At 41.7% G+C, this 21,745-nt stretch carries 16 protein-coding genes; 8 read left to right on the top strand and 8 right to left on the bottom strand.

Features of this window, described 5'->3' with window-relative positions; genetic code table 11:
- Positions 1 to 53: 53 nt before the first annotated feature.
- From LQ226_RS11235 to LQ226_RS11250, 4 genes are all read left to right on the top strand, one after another.
- The gene (locus tag LQ226_RS11235; protein ID WP_231418003.1) at positions 54 to 1,574 is read left to right on the top strand and encodes a glycine betaine uptake BCCT transporter; all 1,521 of its coding nucleotides are present in this window, start codon (positions 54 to 56) and stop codon (positions 1,572 to 1,574) included.
- Positions 1,575 to 2,293: 719 nt separating this feature from the next.
- Positions 2,294 to 2,944 carry a 5-bromo-4-chloroindolyl phosphate hydrolysis family protein gene (locus tag LQ226_RS11240; protein ID WP_231418004.1) on the top strand — a complete coding sequence of 217 codons (651 nt, stop codon included), beginning with the start codon at positions 2,294 to 2,296 and terminating at the stop codon, positions 2,942 to 2,944.
- Entirely contained in the window at positions 2,937 to 3,962 is a 1,026-nt protein-coding gene (locus tag LQ226_RS11245) for a toxic anion resistance protein (RefSeq protein WP_231418005.1), read from the top strand. Before LQ226_RS11240 ends, LQ226_RS11245 begins: the two co-directional genes overlap by 8 nt.
- A gap of 128 nt (positions 3,963 to 4,090) precedes the next feature.
- Entirely contained in the window at positions 4,091 to 4,246 is a 156-nt protein-coding gene (locus LQ226_RS11250; RefSeq protein ID WP_231418006.1) for a hypothetical protein, read from the top strand.
- Positions 4,247 to 4,348: 102 nt separating this feature from the next.
- Here the strand turns inward: LQ226_RS11250 and LQ226_RS11255 are convergent, their stop codons facing one another.
- Positions 4,349 to 5,860 (bottom strand): flotillin family protein, encoded by a 1,512-nt coding sequence (locus tag LQ226_RS11255; protein WP_231418007.1) that lies wholly within the window; start codon positions 5,858 to 5,860, stop codon positions 4,349 to 4,351.
- A 583-nt stretch (positions 5,861 to 6,443) separates the two neighbouring features.
- Here LQ226_RS11255 and LQ226_RS11260 point away from each other — a divergent pair.
- Both LQ226_RS11260 and LQ226_RS11265 read left to right on the top strand, forming a co-directional pair.
- On the top strand, positions 6,444 to 6,749 hold the full coding sequence (locus LQ226_RS11260) for a hypothetical protein (RefSeq protein ID WP_231418008.1): 306 nt from the start codon (positions 6,444 to 6,446) through the stop codon (positions 6,747 to 6,749).
- A 435-nt stretch (positions 6,750 to 7,184) separates the two neighbouring features.
- Positions 7,185 to 7,712, top strand: coding sequence for a hypothetical protein (locus LQ226_RS11265; protein ID WP_231418009.1), 528 nt, complete (start codon positions 7,185 to 7,187; stop codon positions 7,710 to 7,712).
- 341 nt (positions 7,713 to 8,053) lie between these two features.
- On the opposite strand, the gene LQ226_RS11270 is transcribed toward LQ226_RS11265, so the two are convergent.
- The 3 genes from LQ226_RS11270 to LQ226_RS11280 all read right to left on the bottom strand — a co-directional run bounded on the left by LQ226_RS11270 (position 8,054) and on the right by LQ226_RS11280 (position 12,217).
- The gene (locus LQ226_RS11270) at positions 8,054 to 9,424 is read right to left on the bottom strand and encodes a UvrD-helicase domain-containing protein (RefSeq protein WP_231418010.1); all 1,371 of its coding nucleotides are present in this window, start codon (positions 9,422 to 9,424) and stop codon (positions 8,054 to 8,056) included.
- Entirely contained in the window at positions 9,421 to 11,178 is a 1,758-nt protein-coding gene (locus LQ226_RS11275) for an ATP-dependent nuclease (RefSeq protein ID WP_231418011.1), read from the bottom strand. Before LQ226_RS11275 ends, LQ226_RS11270 begins: the two co-directional genes overlap by 4 nt.
- 622 nt (positions 11,179 to 11,800) lie before the next feature.
- Positions 11,801 to 12,217 carry a hypothetical protein gene (locus LQ226_RS11280; protein WP_231418012.1) on the bottom strand — a complete coding sequence of 139 codons (417 nt, stop codon included), beginning with the start codon at positions 12,215 to 12,217 and terminating at the stop codon, positions 11,801 to 11,803.
- A 440-nt stretch (positions 12,218 to 12,657) separates the two neighbouring features.
- Here LQ226_RS11280 and LQ226_RS11285 point away from each other — a divergent pair, with 440 nt between their 5' ends.
- Positions 12,658 to 13,905 carry a methyl-accepting chemotaxis protein gene (locus tag LQ226_RS11285; protein WP_231418013.1) on the top strand — a complete coding sequence of 416 codons (1,248 nt, stop codon included), beginning with the start codon at positions 12,658 to 12,660 and terminating at the stop codon, positions 13,903 to 13,905.
- Positions 13,906 to 13,949: 44 nt separating this feature from the next.
- Here LQ226_RS11285 and LQ226_RS11290 read toward each other — a convergent pair whose 3' ends face one another.
- The 3 genes from LQ226_RS11290 to LQ226_RS11300 all read right to left on the bottom strand — a co-directional run bounded on the left by LQ226_RS11290 (position 13,950) and on the right by LQ226_RS11300 (position 19,076).
- Entirely contained in the window at positions 13,950 to 15,635 is a 1,686-nt protein-coding gene (locus LQ226_RS11290) for a glycoside hydrolase family 13 protein (protein WP_231418014.1), read from the bottom strand.
- Between the two features lie 52 nt (positions 15,636 to 15,687).
- On the bottom strand, positions 15,688 to 16,689 hold the full coding sequence (locus LQ226_RS11295) for a LacI family DNA-binding transcriptional regulator (protein ID WP_231418015.1): 1,002 nt from the start codon (positions 16,687 to 16,689) through the stop codon (positions 15,688 to 15,690).
- A gap of 254 nt (positions 16,690 to 16,943) precedes the next feature.
- Positions 16,944 to 19,076 (bottom strand): 5'-nucleotidase C-terminal domain-containing protein, encoded by a 2,133-nt coding sequence (locus LQ226_RS11300; protein ID WP_231418016.1) that lies wholly within the window; start codon positions 19,074 to 19,076, stop codon positions 16,944 to 16,946.
- 276 nt (positions 19,077 to 19,352) lie between these two features.
- Here LQ226_RS11300 and LQ226_RS11305 point away from each other — a divergent pair, with 276 nt between their 5' ends.
- Positions 19,353 to 19,544: a hypothetical protein gene (locus tag LQ226_RS11305; RefSeq protein ID WP_231418017.1), complete on the top strand. Its 192-nt coding sequence runs from the start codon at positions 19,353 to 19,355 to the stop codon at positions 19,542 to 19,544.
- Between the two features lie 56 nt (positions 19,545 to 19,600).
- On the opposite strand, the gene LQ226_RS11310 is transcribed toward LQ226_RS11305, so the two are convergent.
- Positions 19,601 to 21,577, bottom strand: a complete 1,977-nt coding sequence (locus LQ226_RS11310) for an ATP-dependent helicase (protein ID WP_231418018.1) — start codon at positions 21,575 to 21,577, stop codon at positions 19,601 to 19,603.
- Between the last annotated feature and the right edge of the window lie 168 nt (positions 21,578 to 21,745).

The following is a 21,745-nucleotide window of genomic DNA, read 5'->3' on the forward strand; positions in this document are numbered from 1 at the left end:
TTATTAGATGCAGGCCGGCCCAATCTAATCGAAGCAGTTGAAAGGAGAAATGTATGAAGAAAGTTACATCCGTATTCTGGATCACATTAGCGATTACACTAGCCGCTTCACTCTGGGGGGTACTGGCACCAGAGAATTTTGAATCCATCACAGGAAGTATCAAAAACTATATTTCCGTTCACTTTGGTTGGTATTATTTATTACTCGTATCCATTTTCGTTGTCTTTTGTCTTTATATGATTTTCAGTCCATTTGGCAAAATTAAGCTAGGGAAACCTGGGGACAAACCTGATTACAGCTATTCCACTTGGTTTGCCATGCTCTTTAGTGCCGGTATGGGGATTGGACTCGTATTCTACGGAGCCGCATCACCTGTCTCCCACTACATCTCCACACCTCCAACAGCAGAACCTGGGACAACAGAAGCTCTCAGAGACTCGATGAGAACAACCTTTTTCCACTACGGGGTACACGCATGGGCGATCTATGCAGTTGTGGCCCTTGTTCTGGCCTACTTTAAATTCAGACATGGAAAACCAGGCCTCATTAGCGCGACGCTTGAGCCACTTTTTGGCGATAAAATGAAAGGACCACTTGGCAAAGCGATTGACGTCATCGCGGTATTCGCAACGATTGTCGGTGTCGCTACAACACTTGGATTTGGTGCCGCTCAGATCAATGGCGGGTTCACCTACCTTCTTGGTATTGAGAAACAATACTGGATTCAGCTTGTCATCATTGCTGTTGTAACCGTTCTCTTCATGTTGAGTGCTTACACGGGCCTAAGCAAAGGGATTAAGTACTTAAGTAATGCAAATATGGGAATTGCCGGTGTATTATTTGTCGCTATGCTTATTATTGGACCGACCATGTACATCCTCAATTCCTTTGTTGATACACTTGGTAACTATATTCAAAAGCTTCCTGATGAAAGTTTACGAATTTCACCGAACAACGATGAAGAACGCAAATGGATTATGGACTGGACGGTCTTCTTCTGGGCATGGTGGATTGCCTGGGCACCATTTGTAGGTATCTTCATTGCCCGCGTATCAAAAGGACGAACAATACGAGAATTTCTATCAGGCGTTCTTCTCGTCCCATCCCTGGTCAGTTTCCTATGGATGACGACGTTCGGAATCTCAGGAATTCAAGCTCAAAAAGACGGCGCAGATATCGCCAAACTACCAGACGAACAAGCCCTATTCGGTGTATTCGATCAGTTCCCATTTGCCATTGTCCTATCAATCCTTGCGATGATGCTGATTGCAACCTTCTTCATCACATCAGCTGACTCCGCAACCTTCGTACTCGGCATGCAAACAACAAACGGATCCCTAAATCCACCGAAAACAGTCAAATTCGCATGGGGCGTATCCCAATCCACCATCGCAGCCGTTCTCTTATACACAGGAGGCCTAACCGCCTTACAAAACGCCCTCATCACCGCCGCCTTGCCCTTCTCCTTCATAATGATCTTTATGGTGTTGTCGTTGTACAAGGCCTTGCAGCAAGACAAAAAAGAACTAGACCAACAAAAAAACAAATCCCAATCCAGCACCTACTCTGCATAATGAACAAAGGGCACCTTGAAAAGGTGCCCTTTGAGTGTATTTTTTGATCTATAGGGCTGTTCTGCTTGATGAATGCTTGGGGTGGCTGGGGAACGACTCGCTTTCCACGGGCGAGCTGTCGAGCCTCCTCGGGCAAAATTCATGCCCTGCGGGGTCTCGTCGACCTCTTTCTCCCGTAGGAGTCTCCCCGTTCCCCAGCCACCCCTTGCCAAGTATAGATGAAACAGCCCATCCGATTGAGACCGTGTGAAATTGTGAGCCGCCTGTGGCAATAGGTGAGATCCCGGCTCGCCACGGGAATCGAGTAATTTAATTCCCAAGGCCATCTTTACTCTCAGCTGAAATAAAACGGGAATATACCTACGGTTCTAGAAAAGTCACTTGTTCAATGTGCCATGAAAGTATTATTTTAATTCTACCATTTGGTAGGGCCGTTGATTGACATTTACGGCAGAGCTGACTGGGGGACTGCGAGACTCCCGCGGGAAGAGGAGCCTAGGGGAGGCCCCGCAGAGAGCGTAAGCGAACGAGGAGACTTCCCAGCTCCCCGCAGGAAAGCGAGTTGTCCCCAAGTCAGCTCTTCCTCTTTCTACCGTGACGGCCCCATCTCCCCCATCAAATCGAGAAAATTCCCCAACTTTTGAAACCTACCCCTCTGAAAAATCGTAAAGATGTCATATAATAGAAGATACAAGGAAACTCTTGAAGGAGTCGATCACATGAAGTCTATATTAATCAAATTCCTGTTTGGCGTTTTGGCTTTTCACGTGATGGTGATTTCCTGGTTCATCTTTTTCCTAGGAGATCAGAGTTTTATTTCATCAAGCTTCTGGGCCACGATTGTCGGTTTCGGCACCTATTTTGGCCTACAGTACCTAAGTAACCGGAAGAAACTTGCCACCAATCAATTATCCCGACAAGATTACCAATACATTATGAAGAACTTAAAAGAAGCACAAGCCAAGAAAAAACGACTCAACAAAGCACTCTTCGGGGTTCGCTCTGTTGACGCTTTAAAGGAGATCGGACAACTAAACCGTTCCGTCTCGCGTGTACTTAAAGTTGTGAAGAAAGAACCAGCACGCTTTTATGAAGCTGATCATTTCTTCTTCTACCAGCTTGATTCCGTCGTTCAGTTAACTGAAAAGTACACATTTCTTGCTTCCCATTCCTTAAAGGATGAGGAATCGAAGAAAGCCTTACAGGAAACAGAAGACCTGATTCGCAAATTGACGTTTGCCGTTGAGAAAGAACTGGCCACGATTCTTTCTAGTGACTTTGAAGACTTAAGCGCTGAGCGGGAAATCGCAGAACACTCGATTCACCTGCAGAAGAGTACCATTCCTGAAAAGGTCAAACACCATGACTAACCTTTCAGTCGAAATGGTCTCAAAAGACATTGCGAAGTTTCAGGAACTCCCTTCCTCACAGCAACCAGAGGCTTTACAGATCGCAAGGGAACTCGATTTAGAAAGTGGCCCCATGAATTTTGGACAAGACGTTCAAGAGAGAATCAGCTCATTTGCCAACGATATTCTTGGACAAATGAAGCAAAACAACATGGTAACAGCCGGCCAGATCATGAACGAGTTATTAAATAACCTGACTAAAGTGGAGCCGGACGAGCTTTCTTCACCAAAGAAAGGGCTTCTCGCCAAATGGTTCTCTAAGTCCCCCTCGATCCATGAAACGCTCTCGAAGTACCAGAAGGTAGGGGCTCAAATGGAGAAGACAAGCGTTCGCTTGCGCCGATCGAGAGAGAGCTTACTCGAGGATAATGAAATCCTCGAACAGCTCTATCAGCAGAACGAATCCTATTACGAAGATATTCGAGTGCTTCTTGCTGCTGGAGAACTGAAGAAGGCAACGTGGCTTCAGGAAACGCTGCCTCGTTTAAAAGAAGAGCTTACCAAAAATCCTGATGATTTCACAGATCAAAAAGTTCGCGATCTTGATACCATTACAGAACACTTAGAACAACGTTTATATGACCTTGAGATCAGTCAGCAGATTGCGATGCAGACAGCACCGCAAATTCGAATGATTCAAAAGGGCAATCAGCGTTTAGCGGATCACATTCAGTCCTCTGTTTTAACGACTTTACCGATCTGGAAACACCAGATTTCCATTGCGCTTTCTCACTATAAACAACAGGAAGCAAGCAAATCACAGCGTAACGTCAATCGAAAAACAGACGAGCTCTTCCGGCGGACAGCGCGGCTGTATCAGTCCAGCTTGCAGTCCAATCCACACAACCAGCAGTCACTGCATGAAGCTCAGCGAGAATTTATTGAAACCATTCAACAGACGATTCACCTGCAGCAGACTGAGACAGAACAACGAAAAGAAGCTGAACATACTCTCGCATCATTATCAGGAGCACGATAGAAGACTTGAATCCGAACAGGTTCAAGTCTTTTTTATGCCCTTTCCTCCAACACCAAAGGCGATTGCACATACGGACTTTTTGCTGCCGCATACACTAGTATGAGTCTATTAGTAGAGGAGGACGCTTATTGTCTAAAGAAGAAGCGTTCGACGAATTCTTGGATCTCCTCGATACCCTCGAAGAGCTGGCCAAGCAGGAGCACATGGATCCTACCATCGTGGATCATATCTTAACCATTCGCTACTATGTCCTCCGACACAATCCATCCAAAGATCAACCCTAACAAATACAATGCACTTGAACTAAACTTATCTATTAAGGTGCTTTCCACTCTTAGTAAATATAAAAAAGTTGCCTCGCTCCTAAGCAAGGCAACTTTTTCTCATTATTTATTCTCTTCTTCCGTTTCGCCCGGGGCTTCATTCTCTTCTACCGATTCTGCATCATACGTTTCTTCTTCTCTTTCCTTCGTAGCAGAAGCTTCCTGCTTGTGCTGGTCAGGATTGAGATCAAAGTTATTCACATTTCCGCGAGATACATAGCTTTCAAGCATCGCTTTTAAATCCATACCTGTTGTTTCTTTTAAAGATTCCTGAATTCCTAGCATCGTAGAGGTGACACTATTCGCAACGCGTGAAGATCCTCCTTGAGAGTTCGAGCCACCCATGTCGATCACTTTCATGTCCTTAATTTGAGACAGTGGAGCCGATACTTTCTCAGCGTATTCAGGCAATACAGAGATCAGCATTTCCATAATCGCTGCTTCGCCGTAGTATTCCATCGCTTTTGCCATGCGTTCTTTCGAATCGGCCTCTGCGATACCACGTTGACGAATGACTTCTGCTTCTGATTCACCTTTAATGCGCTCTTGGTCCGCTTCAGCCTGAGCACGTTTCGTTAACTCATAGGCTTCCGCATCGGCAATTGAGCGACGGCGTTTGTTTTCTTCTTCTTCTAGTTCAACCGCACGTTGCTTCTCAATGTATTGAACTTTTAACTCCTCTTCCTTGACCTGTTGCGCCATCTTCTGCTTCTCTAGCTCACCAGCTTGATCGGCATTGGCGCGTGCTTTGTTCGTGTCTTTTTGGAACTCTGCCTCACGAATATCTTTCTCTTTCGTAGACTCCGCAACAGCCGTTAGGCGACGGTTCTCTTCGTCTTGCGCTTCCTGGTCGTTCTTCGCCTGATAGATACGCGTTTCTTTACGAGCATCACTTTCAGCCATATCCGCATTCTTCTGAACTTCCGCAATATGTGGACGACCCAGAGCATCGATGTAACCATTCTCTTCATCAACATCTTCTACATCATTTAAGGCAAAAGACGTAATCTCAAAGCCCATGCCCTTCAGGTCAGCTTCTGCGATATTTTTCACCTGTGTATTGACTTCTTTAAAGTCGTTATAGATCTTCTCAATAGGAAGGGATGCTATAATTGAACGAAGGTGACCGTTCAATACGTCCTTCAGTTCAGATTCACGCTCATTTTGCTTCTTACCGAGGAATTTCTCAGCGAAGTTCGCCATAATCTCAAGTTCACTACCGATACTGATCACAGCAGTACTCTGCACGCGTACCGGAATACCTTCTTTCGTATAAGCTTTATCCGAATTGACTTGAAGCTGGAATGAGGTTAAATCAATCGGTGTTGCCGTTTGGAACATCCGAAGACGGTACCCACCGCCACGGATGATCTTAACCGATCGCCCGTTATCATCCTCAAACACGTTCTTTTCTTGTTCCGGATCCCCTAGTTTCGGTCCAGTCACAATCAGTGCCTCATTTGAACTCGCTGTTTTGTACCGAATCCGGAAAATAACAAAGGTGACGATTCCGCCGATTAACAACAACGCCCCTAATATTCCTAGAATAATAAAAATTACTGCTCCTTGTAACATCGAAGCCCTCCCTATTTTTTACTTTTCCTTACAACATTGTAGCAACCCTTTTCCTGACAGTCGACCGATCATTTGGAAAATTTGGATGTTTCTTAGTATTACATACCGAAAAAGGGCGGGATGAGGTTTCAACTTTTTCATATTTTTTTCGAGAGGGTCCGTCGCCATAAGAGTGCTTGGCCTTGTTCGGGGACAACTCGCTTTCCTGCGGGGAGCTGGGAAGTCTCCTCGTTCGCTAACTCTCTCTGCGGGGCCTCCCCTAGGCTCTTCTTCCCGCGGGAGTCTCGTCGTCCCCGAACAAGCCCTGTCTAATAGGGATGAACGGACTCACACACCATATTAATACCTCTACGGTGTTAGAGTAAAAATGAGACTGGAAAGAATTTTATTTGATATAGGAAACACCTAATAGCCCTTACTTTTCGTGGGTTTCTAATAAATCATTTGAATAATAAATATTAAAGGAAAGACCTGATACATTGAATGGTACCATTTTCGGCACCAAATTCGGTACCAAACATAAAAGTCCTCAGAAGGTTATTTGACAAGCTCAAAAGAAATAACCTAATTGGAGGAAATTTTAATGAATGAGAGTAAAGCTGAAACATTAGAGTATTTAACAGAGGTGGTGGGTGAATATAGACAATCAATGGATGAAGACTTCTTAGAAGTAACTCTAACGTCCCTAAAGTTGATTACTATGTTGGAGGAGATTGTTTACCATTCCAAACAAAATACTTTTCAAAAAGTATTTGAACCTGATTACGATTTATTAACAAAGCAAGTATACTTGGTGATCAGCAAGTTTAACGAAGGAAATATGAAGAAGAGAGTTATATGGGACATAAAAGATAAAGCACTCGAGTTAATACACACACTTCATGAATAAGTTTGAAGACAATATAAAAGCCTATCCTGCTTGTGGATAGGCTTTTCAGCATGAGATAGATTTCATTATCAAAAGAAGTAACCTAACTCTGCCGCCCAGCATACTAATTATACAATATTTGATAAGTAGATGCTCAATTTCTATTTTACAAGATAATTCATTCTAAATATTATTACTAAAGTAATAATGGGCTAGAATGTTAAGATGTCTCTCTAAATGAAAACCCTCCCCTTTAGTTATTAAGTAGTTCAGTTTTGGAGTACAATATTGTAATTTGTACCCCTTAATTGAACTACTTTTTCATAGGAAAATGTAGTCAAATTTGTAGGGTGAACTGCACGTTAATTTGCATCACTAATTATGTGGTTTAGAGGATTTTGGTATTAATATGGTAAAATGAATTAAAGAGCGTTATTCAACTAACGGGGCAGGTTAGTGGAAGAAGAAAAAAGTGTGTGTGTGTGTGTAAATCTCTATTTATTTATAGGAGCTGAAAAGATGTACAAGAAAGTTATTCTTATTTCCATACTTTCTATTTTTATGCTACAAGGTTGTTCTGAGAAGAGCACGCCTGAAGACTTATTCTTCAAATTCTCTCACGCAATATGGGTGCAAGAGCAAAATTTTGAAAAGGCTAGTGAATTAACAGACAGTTTGACAAATGAAGAACTAAAGGATAAAACCAAACACGTACCAAAACATTTAGTGGATACGTACAAAAGAAAAGTCACCACATACTACTTCAAAAGCAATAAAGACGATGGAGATAAAAAAGTTAATTATCAATTTATAATTCCGGCTTATGCTACTAATGGAAAAGTAACGATTGAGAAACGTAATAGCTCTTGGGTGATAACTAAGTTAGAAGCCAGAGAAAGAGAGTCAAACTATTATGATAAACAGCTTAGCGACAAAGAAAAAGATTGGAAAGAAGTCAATCTTGCTGAACTTGAAGAGAAATAACAGAATGAAAAGAGCAACATATATTAGTATTTACTAATGCACGTGGCTCTTTTATGGTTATGAACAATACTTTTGCAACTAACGGGTGCGTTAGTTGAAGAAGAAGGAGCATTTTCCGATAAGGAATTTGCTCTTTTTTGTAGTGGAAATGGCATTTTTCACCTAAAATTGAAGGTCTTCAATAATTATTGTAGACGCGCTATTTGGTTTGCATTTTATTGTGAAAAATCGACTCAAAACACTTATAAACATTGCAAAATGAGCATCAAATTGTCATGCAATTCAACGCTCATTTTAGTATACATTTTCGCTTTTTGTACTCCAAAACTGAACTACTTACTTTAGTTATTTGGTGGTCTTAACTCTGCTATACCTAATTCCTTAAATTTGTCATGGATATATTTAAGGCCATACTTATTTTCCACCTCGTTTGTAACCATAATAGTTAAATCACGCTTAGAACGTGTAAGACCTACATATAAATAGTTCATCATTTTATTATGATTAACATCATCTTTAAATAGATAAGGCGCAAGCTGAGTAGAAACTATAAACAGACAATTATTACCTTCTAACCCTTTGATACTATCTATAGAATTCACTAAAACCCCTGGTTCATTTGATAATGTGCTTCTATACGCATCTACAGCATTACCAATTTTACCTTTGTCTTCATTTTGCATAACTAGCCCAAGATCATGCTCAAGTCCTGCAAAGATTATTTTGGTATTCCTTTTTCTTCTAATTGTGAGAGTTGTCTTTTTTAATAGTACATATGCTACCTGATCTATGTTTCTCACTTTATCAGAAGAAACTTTCCGTACTAATGACTTTAATTCGTAAAACAATTGATTGCTTACTTTTGTTTGGTCTTCTCTATGAGTTTTAAACCGAGCATTCTTTTGATAAATATAAGCTAAATCATACACTCCACTTTCAATGTCTTTCTTAATGTTAGTGTTAGATTCTAATATGTACTGTAAGCTACCACCTTTTTTTGTGGTGTTTTGGAGTTCTTTTCTAACAATGTAGCTGTTTGAAAAATCAACATGAATTCTTGGGCAACGATAGTTCTCAGACTTATACTGAACAGATGGAATACTCTCAATAATATTCCTAAAAGCCCCTCTATTTCTAAGGTCTTGCTTTGGGTCCCCAATGAGGTTAATTTTGATATTATTATCATGTAGCATAGTCAAGGCGTCTAAAAACTCACTGTCTATATCTTGTGATTCGTCCACGTATATTGAATCTAAGTACCTGAACATCATCTGCAAAGCTTTATCACGTCTAAATTTGATAATTTTGGTATCTTTGCTTTTACCACACAAAATGTATTTGGCTGTCTTGGTTACGTCTTCTACGTGTATTATACATTCCTCTTTTAACTCCTTTTTCTTTTTTGCTTTAAATGCTGGTTTCGATGAAAGAGGTATCTGGGAAGCAGATTTATAATAATTATCATAAATTAAATGATTGAATGGATAAATCACTTCCCTTAATAAGAATGTATGGATAGTCTCAATCTTTAGTTGATTTGGAATTTTTCCTTCATTCTCTATAATTTTATTCCTTATTCTATCTCTTGCGGAGTTGGTGTATGTAATAACGTAAATGATTTTACCATCTGTAACTTCTTGAAGCCTTGAAATAACGACTTCAGCCATTGAAGTTGTTTTTCCTGCACCAGCACCTGCCACTACAATGTTCATGATTTATCACCTGTTTTTAAGAATTTAATGACCTCAGAAATGTGGTTTGGCATTTCTATATCTTTTAATGCGTCAGTTCCTATATCCCTGCAAAAGTGTAGCATTGTATCTGTTTTTGCATGTTTCCATTTCTCAGAGAGTTCTTCTTTTGTATCTACATTTTCCCACCCATGTTCGGTTGTAAAGTATGCTTTCAACTTATCGAAATTATCACCAGTTCCTACGAATTCAGGTTCCAGTGTGTATTCTTGGGTAGTTGTTACATATATGTTGGAATACTGATTATAGACTTCGTGATCTTTTTGAGCCTTTGGCTGATTGTCATAGTCTCTTATAATACCAATTTTGTATTCGGTATCTTTATTCACTCTAAGCCATATATCCAGCATGTCTCTAAAGCCTTTATGCAAAGAGATTACTTCAATATCATTCAACTGGTCAGTTTGTGTACTTAAATAAGATTTAATGAGCATTTCTTCTGTAGGGCCTTCAACTAAAATGCAATTTCTTGAATAGAGAAACTTGAGAAAATCAAGATTCGGTTTCTTAGCTAAGTAATCTAAATGGTCGGCATCGAGTTCGTTTTTTAAAGCAAACGTTTTACCCTCTGATACTATAGATACATTACTTAATTCTAACTTGTTAAGGAATTCAGAGCTGTGTGTTGAAATAAACAGTTGCAGTTGCTTATTGTTACTCATTGTTGTATTAATAAAGCTAGCTAAAAGTTGTTCATTACTTACACTTAAATGAGCCTCTGGTTCCTCTATTGTTAGTATGTTTAAAGCTACATCACTTTCTACGCTTAACGAATTTAACATAACAAATAAGTAAATTAAGTTTCGATACCCTAATCCTTGGGCATTTAAAAATTCGTCACCATAACCTAGGCGAACGTTATTTAATAGAGAATTCATTGTAGGAATATTGGGTAGTAAAGTGATTTTTTCAAAGAAATCTTTAGCATTTTCTAATTCTGATGAATCCTGCCAATTAAATACTTCTTCTAAACTACTAATGTCCTTTAAGTCTTTGAAAAAAGTTTCATATGATTTTTCCACCTTCTTTTTATCATCTGAATTCATCTTACTATGTAAAAGAGACACTAATGATTTAGAACCTAGTTGAGAAGCTTTATTTGAAAAATCATCTCTTTCCGCTGCTAGTGCATTATATTTAAAATAAGACAGATCCGTAAATGAAACCTTTTCATTGGTTGAGGGTATGATAGTTTGGTATTTATAAAATTCAATTGGTAGTAAATTCATCTTTAAGTTATCAATGGAATCAACATTTTGTAATATGTCTGAGATGTGGCGTAGTAAATCTTTGGGATCTTCGACATTATATTCATATCTTATGGTGAATGTGGGTGTGATAGTATCTAAGCTAGTAGTCCAATTTCGAACATAATACTCTTCCGCAAGTTCTTGTGGAGTAAATGTTACTTCTACACTTACGGAAGGTATGTGAGAAATAAATTGGTCTAGATTACACTTATCATCTTTAATTTCATCTAAATGGGCATCTATGAAAGAATAATAGTCTTGTTTTGTTTCACTATTAATGTCTTGCCAACCAAGATTCTTATTTATCGAACCAATTTCATGATTCATAAAAGGAAGCGTTATTGCTCTAAGAAGATTGCTCTTCCCACTATTATTATCCCCTATAAAGACCACAACTTCATTTGTGTCTATGTCAACTTCTTTTAGATTACGATAATTATTTACCTTTATATTAGATATATTCATATTGAATCTCCTTTACATATTTTGGATGGTTCAATTATACTATTATCCTTAAATAAAGGACAAATGATCTAATTTTAGTGTGAAATTAAAAAATGATGTGGACTGGTGTGTTTTTCTATCGTTTAAGTTTGAGGGTATCCGCAACACGAACCAAAATTTTATGAATAGTAAGAGAGAGGTGCTAAGACTTTTTATGTATTTTGGTACAGACTCCATTTATTAACAAGTTCTATTCTTAACTTTACTTCTAACCTTCGATCTTAAAGTTGTCCCTTAGGGACAACTAAGACTTTTACAGATAACTTTTATTTCTTATTTTAACAATCACTTTTACTATTTAATCTTTTATTATTTGTAGTCAGATAAATGGCTTACAGCAGACAAAATTACGATACACCACTGCCAATTAATTACCCATATGTAGACAAATTATTGACCAAGGTTAGGCATTATTAAAGCAGAGGGGTATCAAACTATTTACAGTTAATTTCAGAAAAAATAACCGTAATCCTGGGTGAGGGTTACGGTACGGATATCTATTTATAGTTATGAAGTGCTCTCAAGCAATTTCTTCATACTTAGTGAATACCTTCATTTGAAGATTCCCATAGAAAGCAGCATCTCAACAAAGGTGTAATAACGCATTATTTTGTGATCCAGGTATCTCTAAGGTATATTTAGGTTCCTTTGAAACAACCTTATAAAAATGTTTCTTAAAAGAACTGTAGAACCACTCTCGCCATTCATCATCTATATAGTAACCATTATCATTCAATACATTGAACAAACACATAAAAAGATCAATGTACATAGGTAGACAATCCTTTTCATAGGGATTATCAATTAAATGATTAATGAAAGTTCCATATAGGTCATCTTCAGTATAAAGTTGACTTTTAGGTACTTGTACAAAATTAAGCATCGCTCCATACAATTTCTCATAAGGAATTCTATTACTAAAAGAAGCTAGTATCTTGTCGACAAAATATTGTACAGCTTCACTCAATACTATATAAGGATTTTTATACAAGTCATTCATAATATAATGATTTGTTCCTAGATCTCCCCCACCAACCTCCCAGTAAATTAGTTTCTTCTTTTTAAGAGAGTGCAAAATGGATTTGATTGAAGCGGTACTTTTCTTTCCTATCCGAAATGCTAAATAGTTGTGACTATAAAATGCATATCCCCTTTCACCTGATGCTGAAGCTATATCAAGTAAAATGATTTTTTCTACTTCGGACAGTCTGAAGTCCCAAGCATTACTAAGTTATCTGATGGTTATCGAATCATATTAGCCTGGTTCGACCTAGAAGCTATTAATAAACGTACAAAGGCCGATTCGCCTTTGTACGTTTTTCTTTAATGCTTACACAAAACCACCTAGCACATCCGCCAAATCGTTTTATTAAGATATCTTTATGACTTCTGCTAGAATAGGACAAAAGTAGCAAAACTTTTCTAACGGAGGGTGAAGGGATGAAGAAAAAATACTGGAAATATCTGCGATTTCAATTTCTAGCAGCTATTATTGTCGTCATGACCGTCAACTTAAGTATAACGAGTATTATTGTAGGAGGAATGGAACGGGCTAATGTAGACCTTGGGATCGCCGGGGAGCTTACCCGTAATATAACGAGCATTTTGATCGCTACGATTTTAATAAGCGTGTTGCTTCATTATCTCGTGCTCAAGCCTTTATTTCACATCATGGAAAAAATTGAACAATTTGAGCAAGGTGATCAAGATACGCGCATTACGATCACCCATTTAAATGAACTTTCCACTTTAGGCATAAAGCTAAATCGGTTGTTTTCAACGATTCAGGAAGCACAAAAGGCACAAGAAAATCGATCGGATATTGCCATCAAGCATTCTGATGATATCGACAACCGCCTGCTAAAGTTAAGCCATAGCTCTGATTCCATCTCAGGCGCGATGCAGGAAATTGCTTCTCAAACAGAAGAACAGCTTGCTACATATGAAGAAACGTCAAGCATCACTGAAGAGATGAATGATCATATGACGTCCATGAACCAACAGCTTAGCGATGTGAATTCTTCGTTCCAAGCGATTAAAGACTCTTCACAGGCCGGTATGGAAAATATTCAAAAAGTGACAACGCGTTTTAAAGAGATCACGGATAAAACCGATGAAGGACATCAGCAACTCCAGGCCCTTTCCGGAAAAGTAGAACAGATTCAGGATGTGGTGACGTCGATCAACGACATCTCAGAACAAACGAACCTGCTTGCCTTAAATGCTTCCATCGAGGCAGCTCGAGCTGGCGAAGCTGGTAAAGGGTTTGAAGTGGTGGCGACAGAAGTGCGTAAGCTAGCTGAAACCTCCCTTCGTACGACACAGCAAATTTCAGACCTGACGAACGAAATCTTAGAAGAAGTCCAGAAAAACGTCGACCTTTCAGCAGACCGCGCTGAACTCGTTGTTCAAAACGATCACCATGTTAAAGAAATGAACGAAACGTTTGAAACCATCCTGAACCAGGTGCTCGAGAATTCATCGCTTATCCATGAAACGACAAACCAAATCAACCAGCTCACCTCTTCAAGCCAGGAAGTGACAACAGCCATCGAACATGTCACCTCCCGCGCTGAAGGAAGCAACACCCATATTATGAAGATTAACACCATGATCGCCACACAAAATGAACAAACCCAACAAATCCAAGGCGTCTCGAACAAACTAGTGAGCGCCTTCGCAAAATAAAAAAACGCCGCATCGCTCTCTGGCGAATGCGGCGTTTTTCATGTTTATTTTACAGTAAAGACAATCCCTTCATAGGGCTCTAACTCAACTTCTTTCAAGTTATCCGTGTCCACTACGTCCCCTTCACGATTCGTTAAGAAGACAGAACCACGCTTCCCGTCGAAGTCTTCAAGCTCAATGGTCTGGGTCTCGCCTGTGAAATTACATAGCACTAGTAACTGATCCTCGCCAAGTGTGCGTGTATATGCATAAATCGCTTCACTCTCTTCAAGAAGAAGATCGTAACGACCATACACAATCACGTCATTCAATTTCCGTAACTCGATCAGTTTTTTATAAAAGTAGAACACAGAATCCGGGTCGTTCACGGCTTCTTCTGCGTTGATTTCTGTATAGTTCGGATTCACTGCAAGCCAAGGGGTCCCATCTGTGAATCCCCCATTCTTCTCCCTGTTCCATTGAAACGGTGTGCGGGCATTATCGCGGCCTCTGTGGTGAATGCGCTCAAGTACAGAACCCGGGTCCTCACCGAAATCGTTCACGCGCTCTTCATACATATTTAAAGACTCAAGATCCTCGTAGTCTTCAATACGGTCAAAAGCCACGTTCGTCATCCCGATCTCTTCACCCTGGTAAATGTAAGGCGTCCCCTTCATCATATGAAGACACGTCGCCAACATTTTAGCCGACTTCTTCCGGTACTCCCCATCATTCCCAAATCGGGAAACAACACGGGGCTGGTCGTGGTTGTTCCAGTACAAGCTGTTCCAACCCTTTTCCTCTAGTTCATACTGCCATTTAGACAAAATGCCCTTAAGCTCTGTCAGCTTCCAAGGATTCAATGTCCACTTGCCAAGCTCACCGCCACCAATATCCATATGCTCAAAGTGGAACACCATATTCAGTTCCTCGCGGTCATCTGCGGTGTACAGTTTCCCCTGTTCAGGGGTAGCACCAGGCATCTCTCCTACCGTCATAACGTCATACTTTGACAGCACTTCCTGATTCATTTCATGAAGGAACTCGTGAATTCGTGGCCCGTTCATAAAATACTTGCCACCATCTCCGTACTGTTTCCCGGGATGGACCTCGCCGTCGGGATAAGAAGGATCTTTTGAAATAAAGTTAATCACATCCATACGGAACCCATCTATGCCTTTATCAAGCCACCAGGTCATCATGTTGTACACTTCTTGACGAACCTCTTCATTCTCCCAGTTTAAGTCTGGCTGCTTTTTACTGAAGATGTGTAAGAAATACTCGCCTGTCGTTTCGTCGTATTTCCAAGCTGAGCCGCTAAAGGCAGATTCCCAGTTCGTTGGAGGCTGATCGCCTTTTCCTTCTTTCCAAATATAATAATCTCGCTTCGGATTGTCTTTTGAAGACTTCGACTCCACAAACCACGCATGCTCATCAGAGGTATGATTCACAACAAGGTCCATCACAATACGAATGCCGCGACTGTGGGCTTCCTCTAGTAATCTGTCAAAATCGTTCATCGTGCCGAATTCGTCCATAATGGCTTTATAATCACGGATATCATATCCGTTGTCATCGTTCGGGGAATCATAAACAGGGGATAACCAGATCACATCAATCCCCAGATTTTTTAAGTAATCAAGTTTCTCTATAATACCAGGGATATCACCAATTCCATCCCCATTACTGTCATTAAAACTTCTCGGATAAATTTGATAGACTACACTTTCTTTCCACCATTGTTTCGCCATACTAGATTTTCTCCCCTTTTTACGTAAACGTTTACTCTTTTGGTTAAAAAATTTACCTGCTTTTCACAGAATCTCGAATGACTAGCTCATGAGGTAAAATGGTCGACTCTGCTTCTTTCCCATTTATGAGATCAAGCATCATTCTAACGGCTTTAGACCCCATTCGCTTGAAAGGCTGAGCGATTGTTGTGAGCGGAGGCACAGACATTTCAGCGAGAATCAGATTGTCATACCCTATAATGGATACGTCCTCTGGAATAGTAATCGATGCTTCATAAGCTGCTGAAATCGCCCCTAACGCCAACTCATCGCTCGCTGCAAAAATGGCTGTAAGCTCTGGATGGTCTTTCATCAGTACCTGAAAACCGCGTCGCCCCTCATGATAGTGAAAGCTTTCTCGTGACTGCACGAGCGTCTCTTCAAGGGACAATCCCGCTTCTCTCATCGCGTGACGGTAGCCTTCGATTCTAGGCCATCCAGCGATTGGATCATCCTCACTCCCTGCGATCATGCCGATAGCAGCATGACCTTTATCAATTAAATGCTTCGTCGCCGCATAAGCCCCGTTGCGATCATCCACCTTCACAAATGGAAGGGGATACTGGTAGGACTGGGTGGAGACGAGCACGACAGGGATATCCATGCGACAGAATATTTCGTAATACTCCTCTGTCACAGCCTCACTGACAAAGATCAGTCCATCCACTCGCTTCTCTCGCAAAACTTGCAGATACTTGATCGTCTTTTCCCGGTTCTCGGCTGTATTACACACGATCACACTATACCTGTGTTCGTGAGCTTTTGTTTCAATCCCGTGAAGGATTTCAGCTGATAGTAAGCCAGACACACTCGGGAAAAGCACCCCAATCGTACCCGTTTTCTGATTTACAAGACCTCTGGCAACGGCGTTCGGCTGGTACCCAAGCTCTTCAATAATCTTCAGCACTTTCTGCTTCGTTTTCTCTGAATACCCTGGCTGATCATTCAGTACTCTTGAAACCGTCGCAATGGATACATTTGCTAACCTCGCCACATCTTGAATCGTCGGATTCACTCCATCACCCACTTTTACGTAAGCGTTTTCTTAAATCTACCTCTACTATACCCTCACCACTTATACCCGTCAACCATCACTTCCCAGAAGGATAGCGTGCCTGACACCATGCAACTCTTCACCGTACGAAAGGGTGTCTGACACCCTGCAGGTCTTTACCGCGCAAAAGGGTGTCTGACACGCTTTGCTCCTTTACAGCATGAAAAAGGCCCCTCCGTCACGGAGAGGCCTTTCTTAGATAACGAGCTTGTGTTTTACTGGCCGGATGTGTCTGTGATACGGCCTTCTGTTTCTGGTGCGATGGTGTCGCCTTTTGATTGTAGGTAGTCTACGAAGATTTCGTAGTCCATGAATCCTGGCTCACTTACGCGGTTTTCTTCATACGCTTTTTCAAATGTTGTGTAGCCATCTCCACCTTGGATGGTGAATAGGTTACTTGCAACTTTATACTCGGTGTCAGCTTCAAGTGAAACGAAGCCGTCATCCGTTTTGACTTGAATCTCTCCAACACGCTCACCAGCTGGCTTGCTGCTGTCGTATTCGAACTTCATGCCTGCTACATGAAGGAACGCGCCTGATTTCTCAGGAGCCATCGCCACACTATGCTCAAGCGCTTCTTCCAATTCCGCACCTGACAGGGTCATGATGCCAAGTGCGTTACCAAACGGCATAACCGTTAGCACTTCACCAAGAGTGATTGGCCCTTCATCGATGGAAGCACGGATACCGCCGCCATTTGTTACAGCGATTTGTGTATCTGGGTTTACGCTTTTCGCTTTTGCAAGCATGCCGTCTGCAATCAAGTTCCCAAGATTCGTTTCACCTGTACGGACACTCGCACGTTCTCCGTTTAACATCACGTCTGTAGAAACGCCGATTTCTTCGTTTTTAATTTCATTTACTTGTTCAGTGTAAGGCTTCAGTTTAGATGCGAACCATGCATCTTCTTCAACACCTTCAAGCTCAATAAGTTCACCCGCATAGTTCTTCACAACGCCATTTTCGTCAAATTCAACTTCAAGCGTTCCAAGGTTGTCACTGTATTCCCCTGATTGAACAAGAACCGTCGGCTCCTCATCTCCTATAACCGTTGGCATAAGCTCGGTGTGAGAGTGACCGCCAACGATGACGTCGATGCCTTCAACCGCTTCAGCAAGGGCTACGTCGTTATCGTAGTCAATGTTATCGTTGTAGCCAAGGTGAGTTAGCGCGATTACTTTGTTGATGCCACGATCCTTAAAGGACTGGACCATTTTCTCAGCTTCAGCCACGTAATCTTCAAACTTCACATCGACGGGGCTTGAGATATCTGGTGTTTCCACTGTCGTTAATCCGAAGATTCCGACCTGCTCACCGTCCACCTCAGCTACAATGCCGCCATAGATCTCACCGTCTTCAGGAGTAGACGCGATCTCGTCCTCATGTTGTAAACCATCAAACAACTCATCTTCTGAGAAGTCTACGTTCGCTGACACAAATGGAAAGTCTGCATTTTTCACAAAATCAGCTAGCGCCTGGTGACCGTTCTCACTTTTTCCAAGGTCGAACTCATGATTACCAAATGTCATCGCATCATAATCAAGCTTGTTCATGAACTCAAGGTCCGCCTGTCCAAGGAACTCCTGGAAGTAAAGCGTTCCTGAGAACACGTCCCCTGCGTCAAGAAGTAGAGCTTCAGGGTTGTCGTCACGGTACGCATCGATAGCTGTTTTCTTCTTGGCAATGTTTTCAATGTGGCCATGAGTGTCATTCGTGTGCATTAGAGACAGTTCAAACTTGCCGTCCTGCTCGTCCATCACGTCAAATGCTCTCTTAAGGAAAATAGCATAGTCGCCGCGTTTAGCCATTTGATCTGTACCAAACGCATCTTTAGAAACACCTTGCGTAACGTCATTTGCCAAAAGAGCTTCAACGGCATCTTCATAACGGTCACTTACATCGGTAAACGGAAGCTGTTTCACGCCTTTTAAGCCGAACCCTTCCTCAATCCAAATCGCAAGTTCGCCGCGAGTGATTTCATCTTTCGAGCCAAACATTGTTTCAGACTTACCATTTGTAATGCCTGCAGCTTTCAGAGCACTAACCGCGCCTTCAGCACGATCTGGTACATCTGTAAAGCCAGAAGGTTCAACGTCCTCAGTATCAAGCTTTAGAACATTCGCAAGTAAAACCGCTGCATCAACACGTTTAATAGCCATCTGAGTGCCAAATTCCGTCTCAGAATACCCATTAGTTGCCTCCATCTCGAGCAGGAAGTTTACCGCATCCGTATAACGCTCTGATACGTCACTAAAATCTTGTGCATCTGCAGAAACTGGAGCTGCCATTGCTGCCACGGCAGCTGTTGTCGCAGCTAAAGACGCGACTATCTTGTGAGATTTCCCCATTTAACTCTCCCTCTTCCTTCTATGTATTTGGTCTTTCAAATCAAAATTCCCTAATATTGAAAAACCCATCCAAAACTAGTATATCAAATCGTTTTCCACAGAATCTATAAAATTTTCAAAAAATGCAGAAAGATATCGATTATTCCCGTTTCTTGTCACAACCAAGGACCCTATGTTCATCACCACTGTGCTGCTTTACAAAACGAAAGCGTGCCAGACACCCTGCAGCCCTTCACCGCATGAAAGGGTGTCTGGCACGCGTCACTTCTCTACAGCATGAAAGCAACCATGTATAGCGGGTATGGTTCGACTTATACTATGGGGGAAGGAGTGGATTCCATGGCTTTTGATTATGCTGAGTTGCCTAAGGAAAAATTGCAGGAGATTAAGAAACTGGAGGAACAGCTAGGGATTGTTCTGATAGCTTTTGACTCTAAATATTTAAAACACCCTGAAACCAAATCATAACGAAAAAAAACCCTGTCCCAGTCGCGTTACCCACTCGACTAGGACAGGGACTCTTTTTATTCATTCCAGGAAATCAGCCTGTCATCAAATTCATTTAGGAATCTGGATGGTGTCGTTTCGACTTCCACCTTCTCCCCTTCTTCGTTCTTCTCTTGTTTCTTCTTCGGATAGCTAAGATACAAGCGATCTTTCGCACGAGTGAACGCTACGTAACAGATGCGTCGCTCTTCTTCGATCGCAAACGGACTCGCTGCATAAGGAGAAGGAAAACCACTTTCCTTCATGCCAACAACGAATACAACCGGAAACTCTAATCCCTTCGATGCGTGCACGGTTAATAACTGGACCCGGTCAAAGTCTTCATCCTCAGTTAGCGTAGCATCCACATCCGTACGCTTAACCCGTTCAATAAAGTCATCAAGCGTCATCTCGTCTTCGCTTGCTTCGAACTCCCCAGCCAGTTCAACCAACTTATCAAGGTGAATTCGCTTCTCTCTGCGCGATCCTTCTTCGAGTCCTTCAACCATTTCATCATATCCACTGATTTGTAAGCACGCCTTCAGCCATTTCGCAACGCCAACTTTAGACATACCGTCCTCTAAGCGTTTAAGAAGCGCCCCGAAAGCTCGTATCCGCTCAAGGGACTTCCCTTTCACACCTGGTAACGCGCCTTCCGTAACGAGGGAAATGTAATCGACATCATCCGTCTTAGCCTCAACAATCCGATCAACAGACGCTTTGCCGATTCCTCGTTTTGGCGTATTGATGATTCTCCTTAAGGAATAGGTGTCATGGGGATCGGTAACAAAAGAAGCATAGGCGAGAAGGTCTTTTACTTCCTCCCGTTCAAAGAAGCTTCCTTCCTTCACAACCGTAAACGGAATCTCCTCTTCAGGGAGCATCACCTCAAACAAGCTTCCATCAGAATGACTTCGGTAAAAGATCGCAATATCCTGATACGAATAGCCCTCTTCCTCTACAAGTCGCTTTATCTCATTTGATACCCACTTGGCTTCATCTTGAACCGTTTCCCCGCGATAGCCCGTAATGGGTTCGCCTTCTTCCTGTCCGGTGAAAAGGGTCTTCTCCCTTTGGTCTTTGTTATGCGCAATCAGCTGATTAGCCGCTTCTAGAATGACAGGAGTGGAGCGGTAATTCTCCTCAAGCCTGATCGTAAACGCATCAGGATAATGTTTATCAAAATCTAATATGTTTCGCATATCGCTTCCTCGGAATGCATATATCGACTGAAAATCATCCCCGACAATCGCTAGATGGCGTGTATGATCTGATAAAAGCTGCGCCAATACATACTGCGCGCGGTTCGTGTCCTGAAACTCATCAATCATGAAATAGCGGAAGCGCGCTTGAAGCGCCTCTAACAGATCCTGACTTTCTGTTAGGAACCACACACTTTTTAACAAAATATCATCAAGGTCCATCTGTCCGTACTCATCCAGAATGTACTGATAGGTATGGTAAATTTTACGGAACAGATCAAACCGCCCCCTGGTTCCGATCTCATCCCGAATCATTCGCTTCACGCGGCTGCTATCAATATAGTCATCGAGCGTTTCTCCGTCATATAAATAAGAAGGGAGAACTAGCTCACTTTTGAATAACGAAATAAGAGAAAGCAATTTGGCCGGTCTTACAAAATCTAAATCCTCTGCATCGACTTCCATTCCCTCAACGATCTTCTTGAGCACCTGACGAGATCCCGCTGGGTGCAGGGTCACAAGGGTAGGATCTGCTTCCCCTGTAATGTAAAGACCAAGACGGTGGAACGTCGAGATCCACGTTGCCTCTGCCGCCTCTTCTCCTACGCGCTTTGTAACTTGCTGCTGAAGTCCCCGCACAGCTTTATTCGTAAACGTGAGCATCATGATCGAACGAGGGTCTACTCCCTTGTCGATCAACCGCTTCGTTCGGTGAGATAAAACGGTCGTCTTTCCACTCCCTGCTCCTGCAATGATGAGCATCGGTCCTTCTAAATGCCCCGCTGCTTCTTCTTGTTTGTCGTTTAATCTCATATCCGTTCTCCTTTTAATAGGGTATTGCTTCTATTGTAAAGGTAGGAGGGGAAGGTGTCTACTTGCCCGTTATAGGATGAACCTTTCAGATTGTTTTTTCTCCAGATATTTGGTGGTTTTCAAGGGTGAGATAGGTCCGTTTCCAAAAGTGAGAAAGGGTTTGCTGGG

Origin of the sequence: Pontibacillus sp. HN14 (assembly GCF_021129245.1) — a bacterium.
Taxonomy (GTDB): Bacteria; Bacillota; Bacilli; order Bacillales; family BH030062; genus Pontibacillus.

What these genes read in the sequence shown, in the direction of transcription:
- LQ226_RS11235 (WP_231418003.1), top strand. Translation starts at nt 54, where the DNA reads ATGAAGAAAGTTACATCCGTATTCTGGATCACATTAGCGATTACACTA.
- LQ226_RS11240 (WP_231418004.1), top strand. Translation starts at nt 2,294, where the DNA reads ATGAAGTCTATATTAATCAAATTCCTGTTTGGCGTTTTGGCTTTTCAC.
- LQ226_RS11245 (WP_231418005.1), top strand. Translation starts at nt 2,937, where the DNA reads ATGACTAACCTTTCAGTCGAAATGGTCTCAAAAGACATTGCGAAGTTT.
- LQ226_RS11255 (WP_231418007.1), bottom strand. Translation starts at nt 5,860, where the DNA reads ATGTTACAAGGAGCAGTAATTTTTATTATTCTAGGAATATTAGGGGCG.
- LQ226_RS11260 (WP_231418008.1), top strand. Translation starts at nt 6,444, where the DNA reads ATGAATGAGAGTAAAGCTGAAACATTAGAGTATTTAACAGAGGTGGTG.
- LQ226_RS11270 (WP_231418010.1), bottom strand. Translation starts at nt 9,424, where the DNA reads ATGAACATTGTAGTGGCAGGTGCTGGTGCAGGAAAAACAACTTCAATG.
- LQ226_RS11275 (WP_231418011.1), bottom strand. Translation starts at nt 11,178, where the DNA reads ATGAATATATCTAATATAAAGGTAAATAATTATCGTAATCTAAAAGAA.
- LQ226_RS11280 (WP_231418012.1), bottom strand. Translation starts at nt 12,217, where the DNA reads ATGAATGACTTGTATAAAAATCCTTATATAGTATTGAGTGAAGCTGTA.
- LQ226_RS11285 (WP_231418013.1), top strand. Translation starts at nt 12,658, where the DNA reads ATGAAGAAAAAATACTGGAAATATCTGCGATTTCAATTTCTAGCAGCT.
- LQ226_RS11290 (WP_231418014.1), bottom strand. Translation starts at nt 15,635, where the DNA reads ATGGCGAAACAATGGTGGAAAGAAAGTGTAGTCTATCAAATTTATCCG.
- LQ226_RS11300 (WP_231418016.1), bottom strand. Translation starts at nt 19,076, where the DNA reads ATGGGGAAATCTCACAAGATAGTCGCGTCTTTAGCTGCGACAACAGCT.
- LQ226_RS11305 (WP_231418017.1), top strand. Translation starts at nt 19,353, where the DNA reads ATGAAAGCAACCATGTATAGCGGGTATGGTTCGACTTATACTATGGGG.
- LQ226_RS11310 (WP_231418018.1), bottom strand. Translation starts at nt 21,577, where the DNA reads ATGAGATTAAACGACAAACAAGAAGAAGCAGCGGGGCATTTAGAAGGA.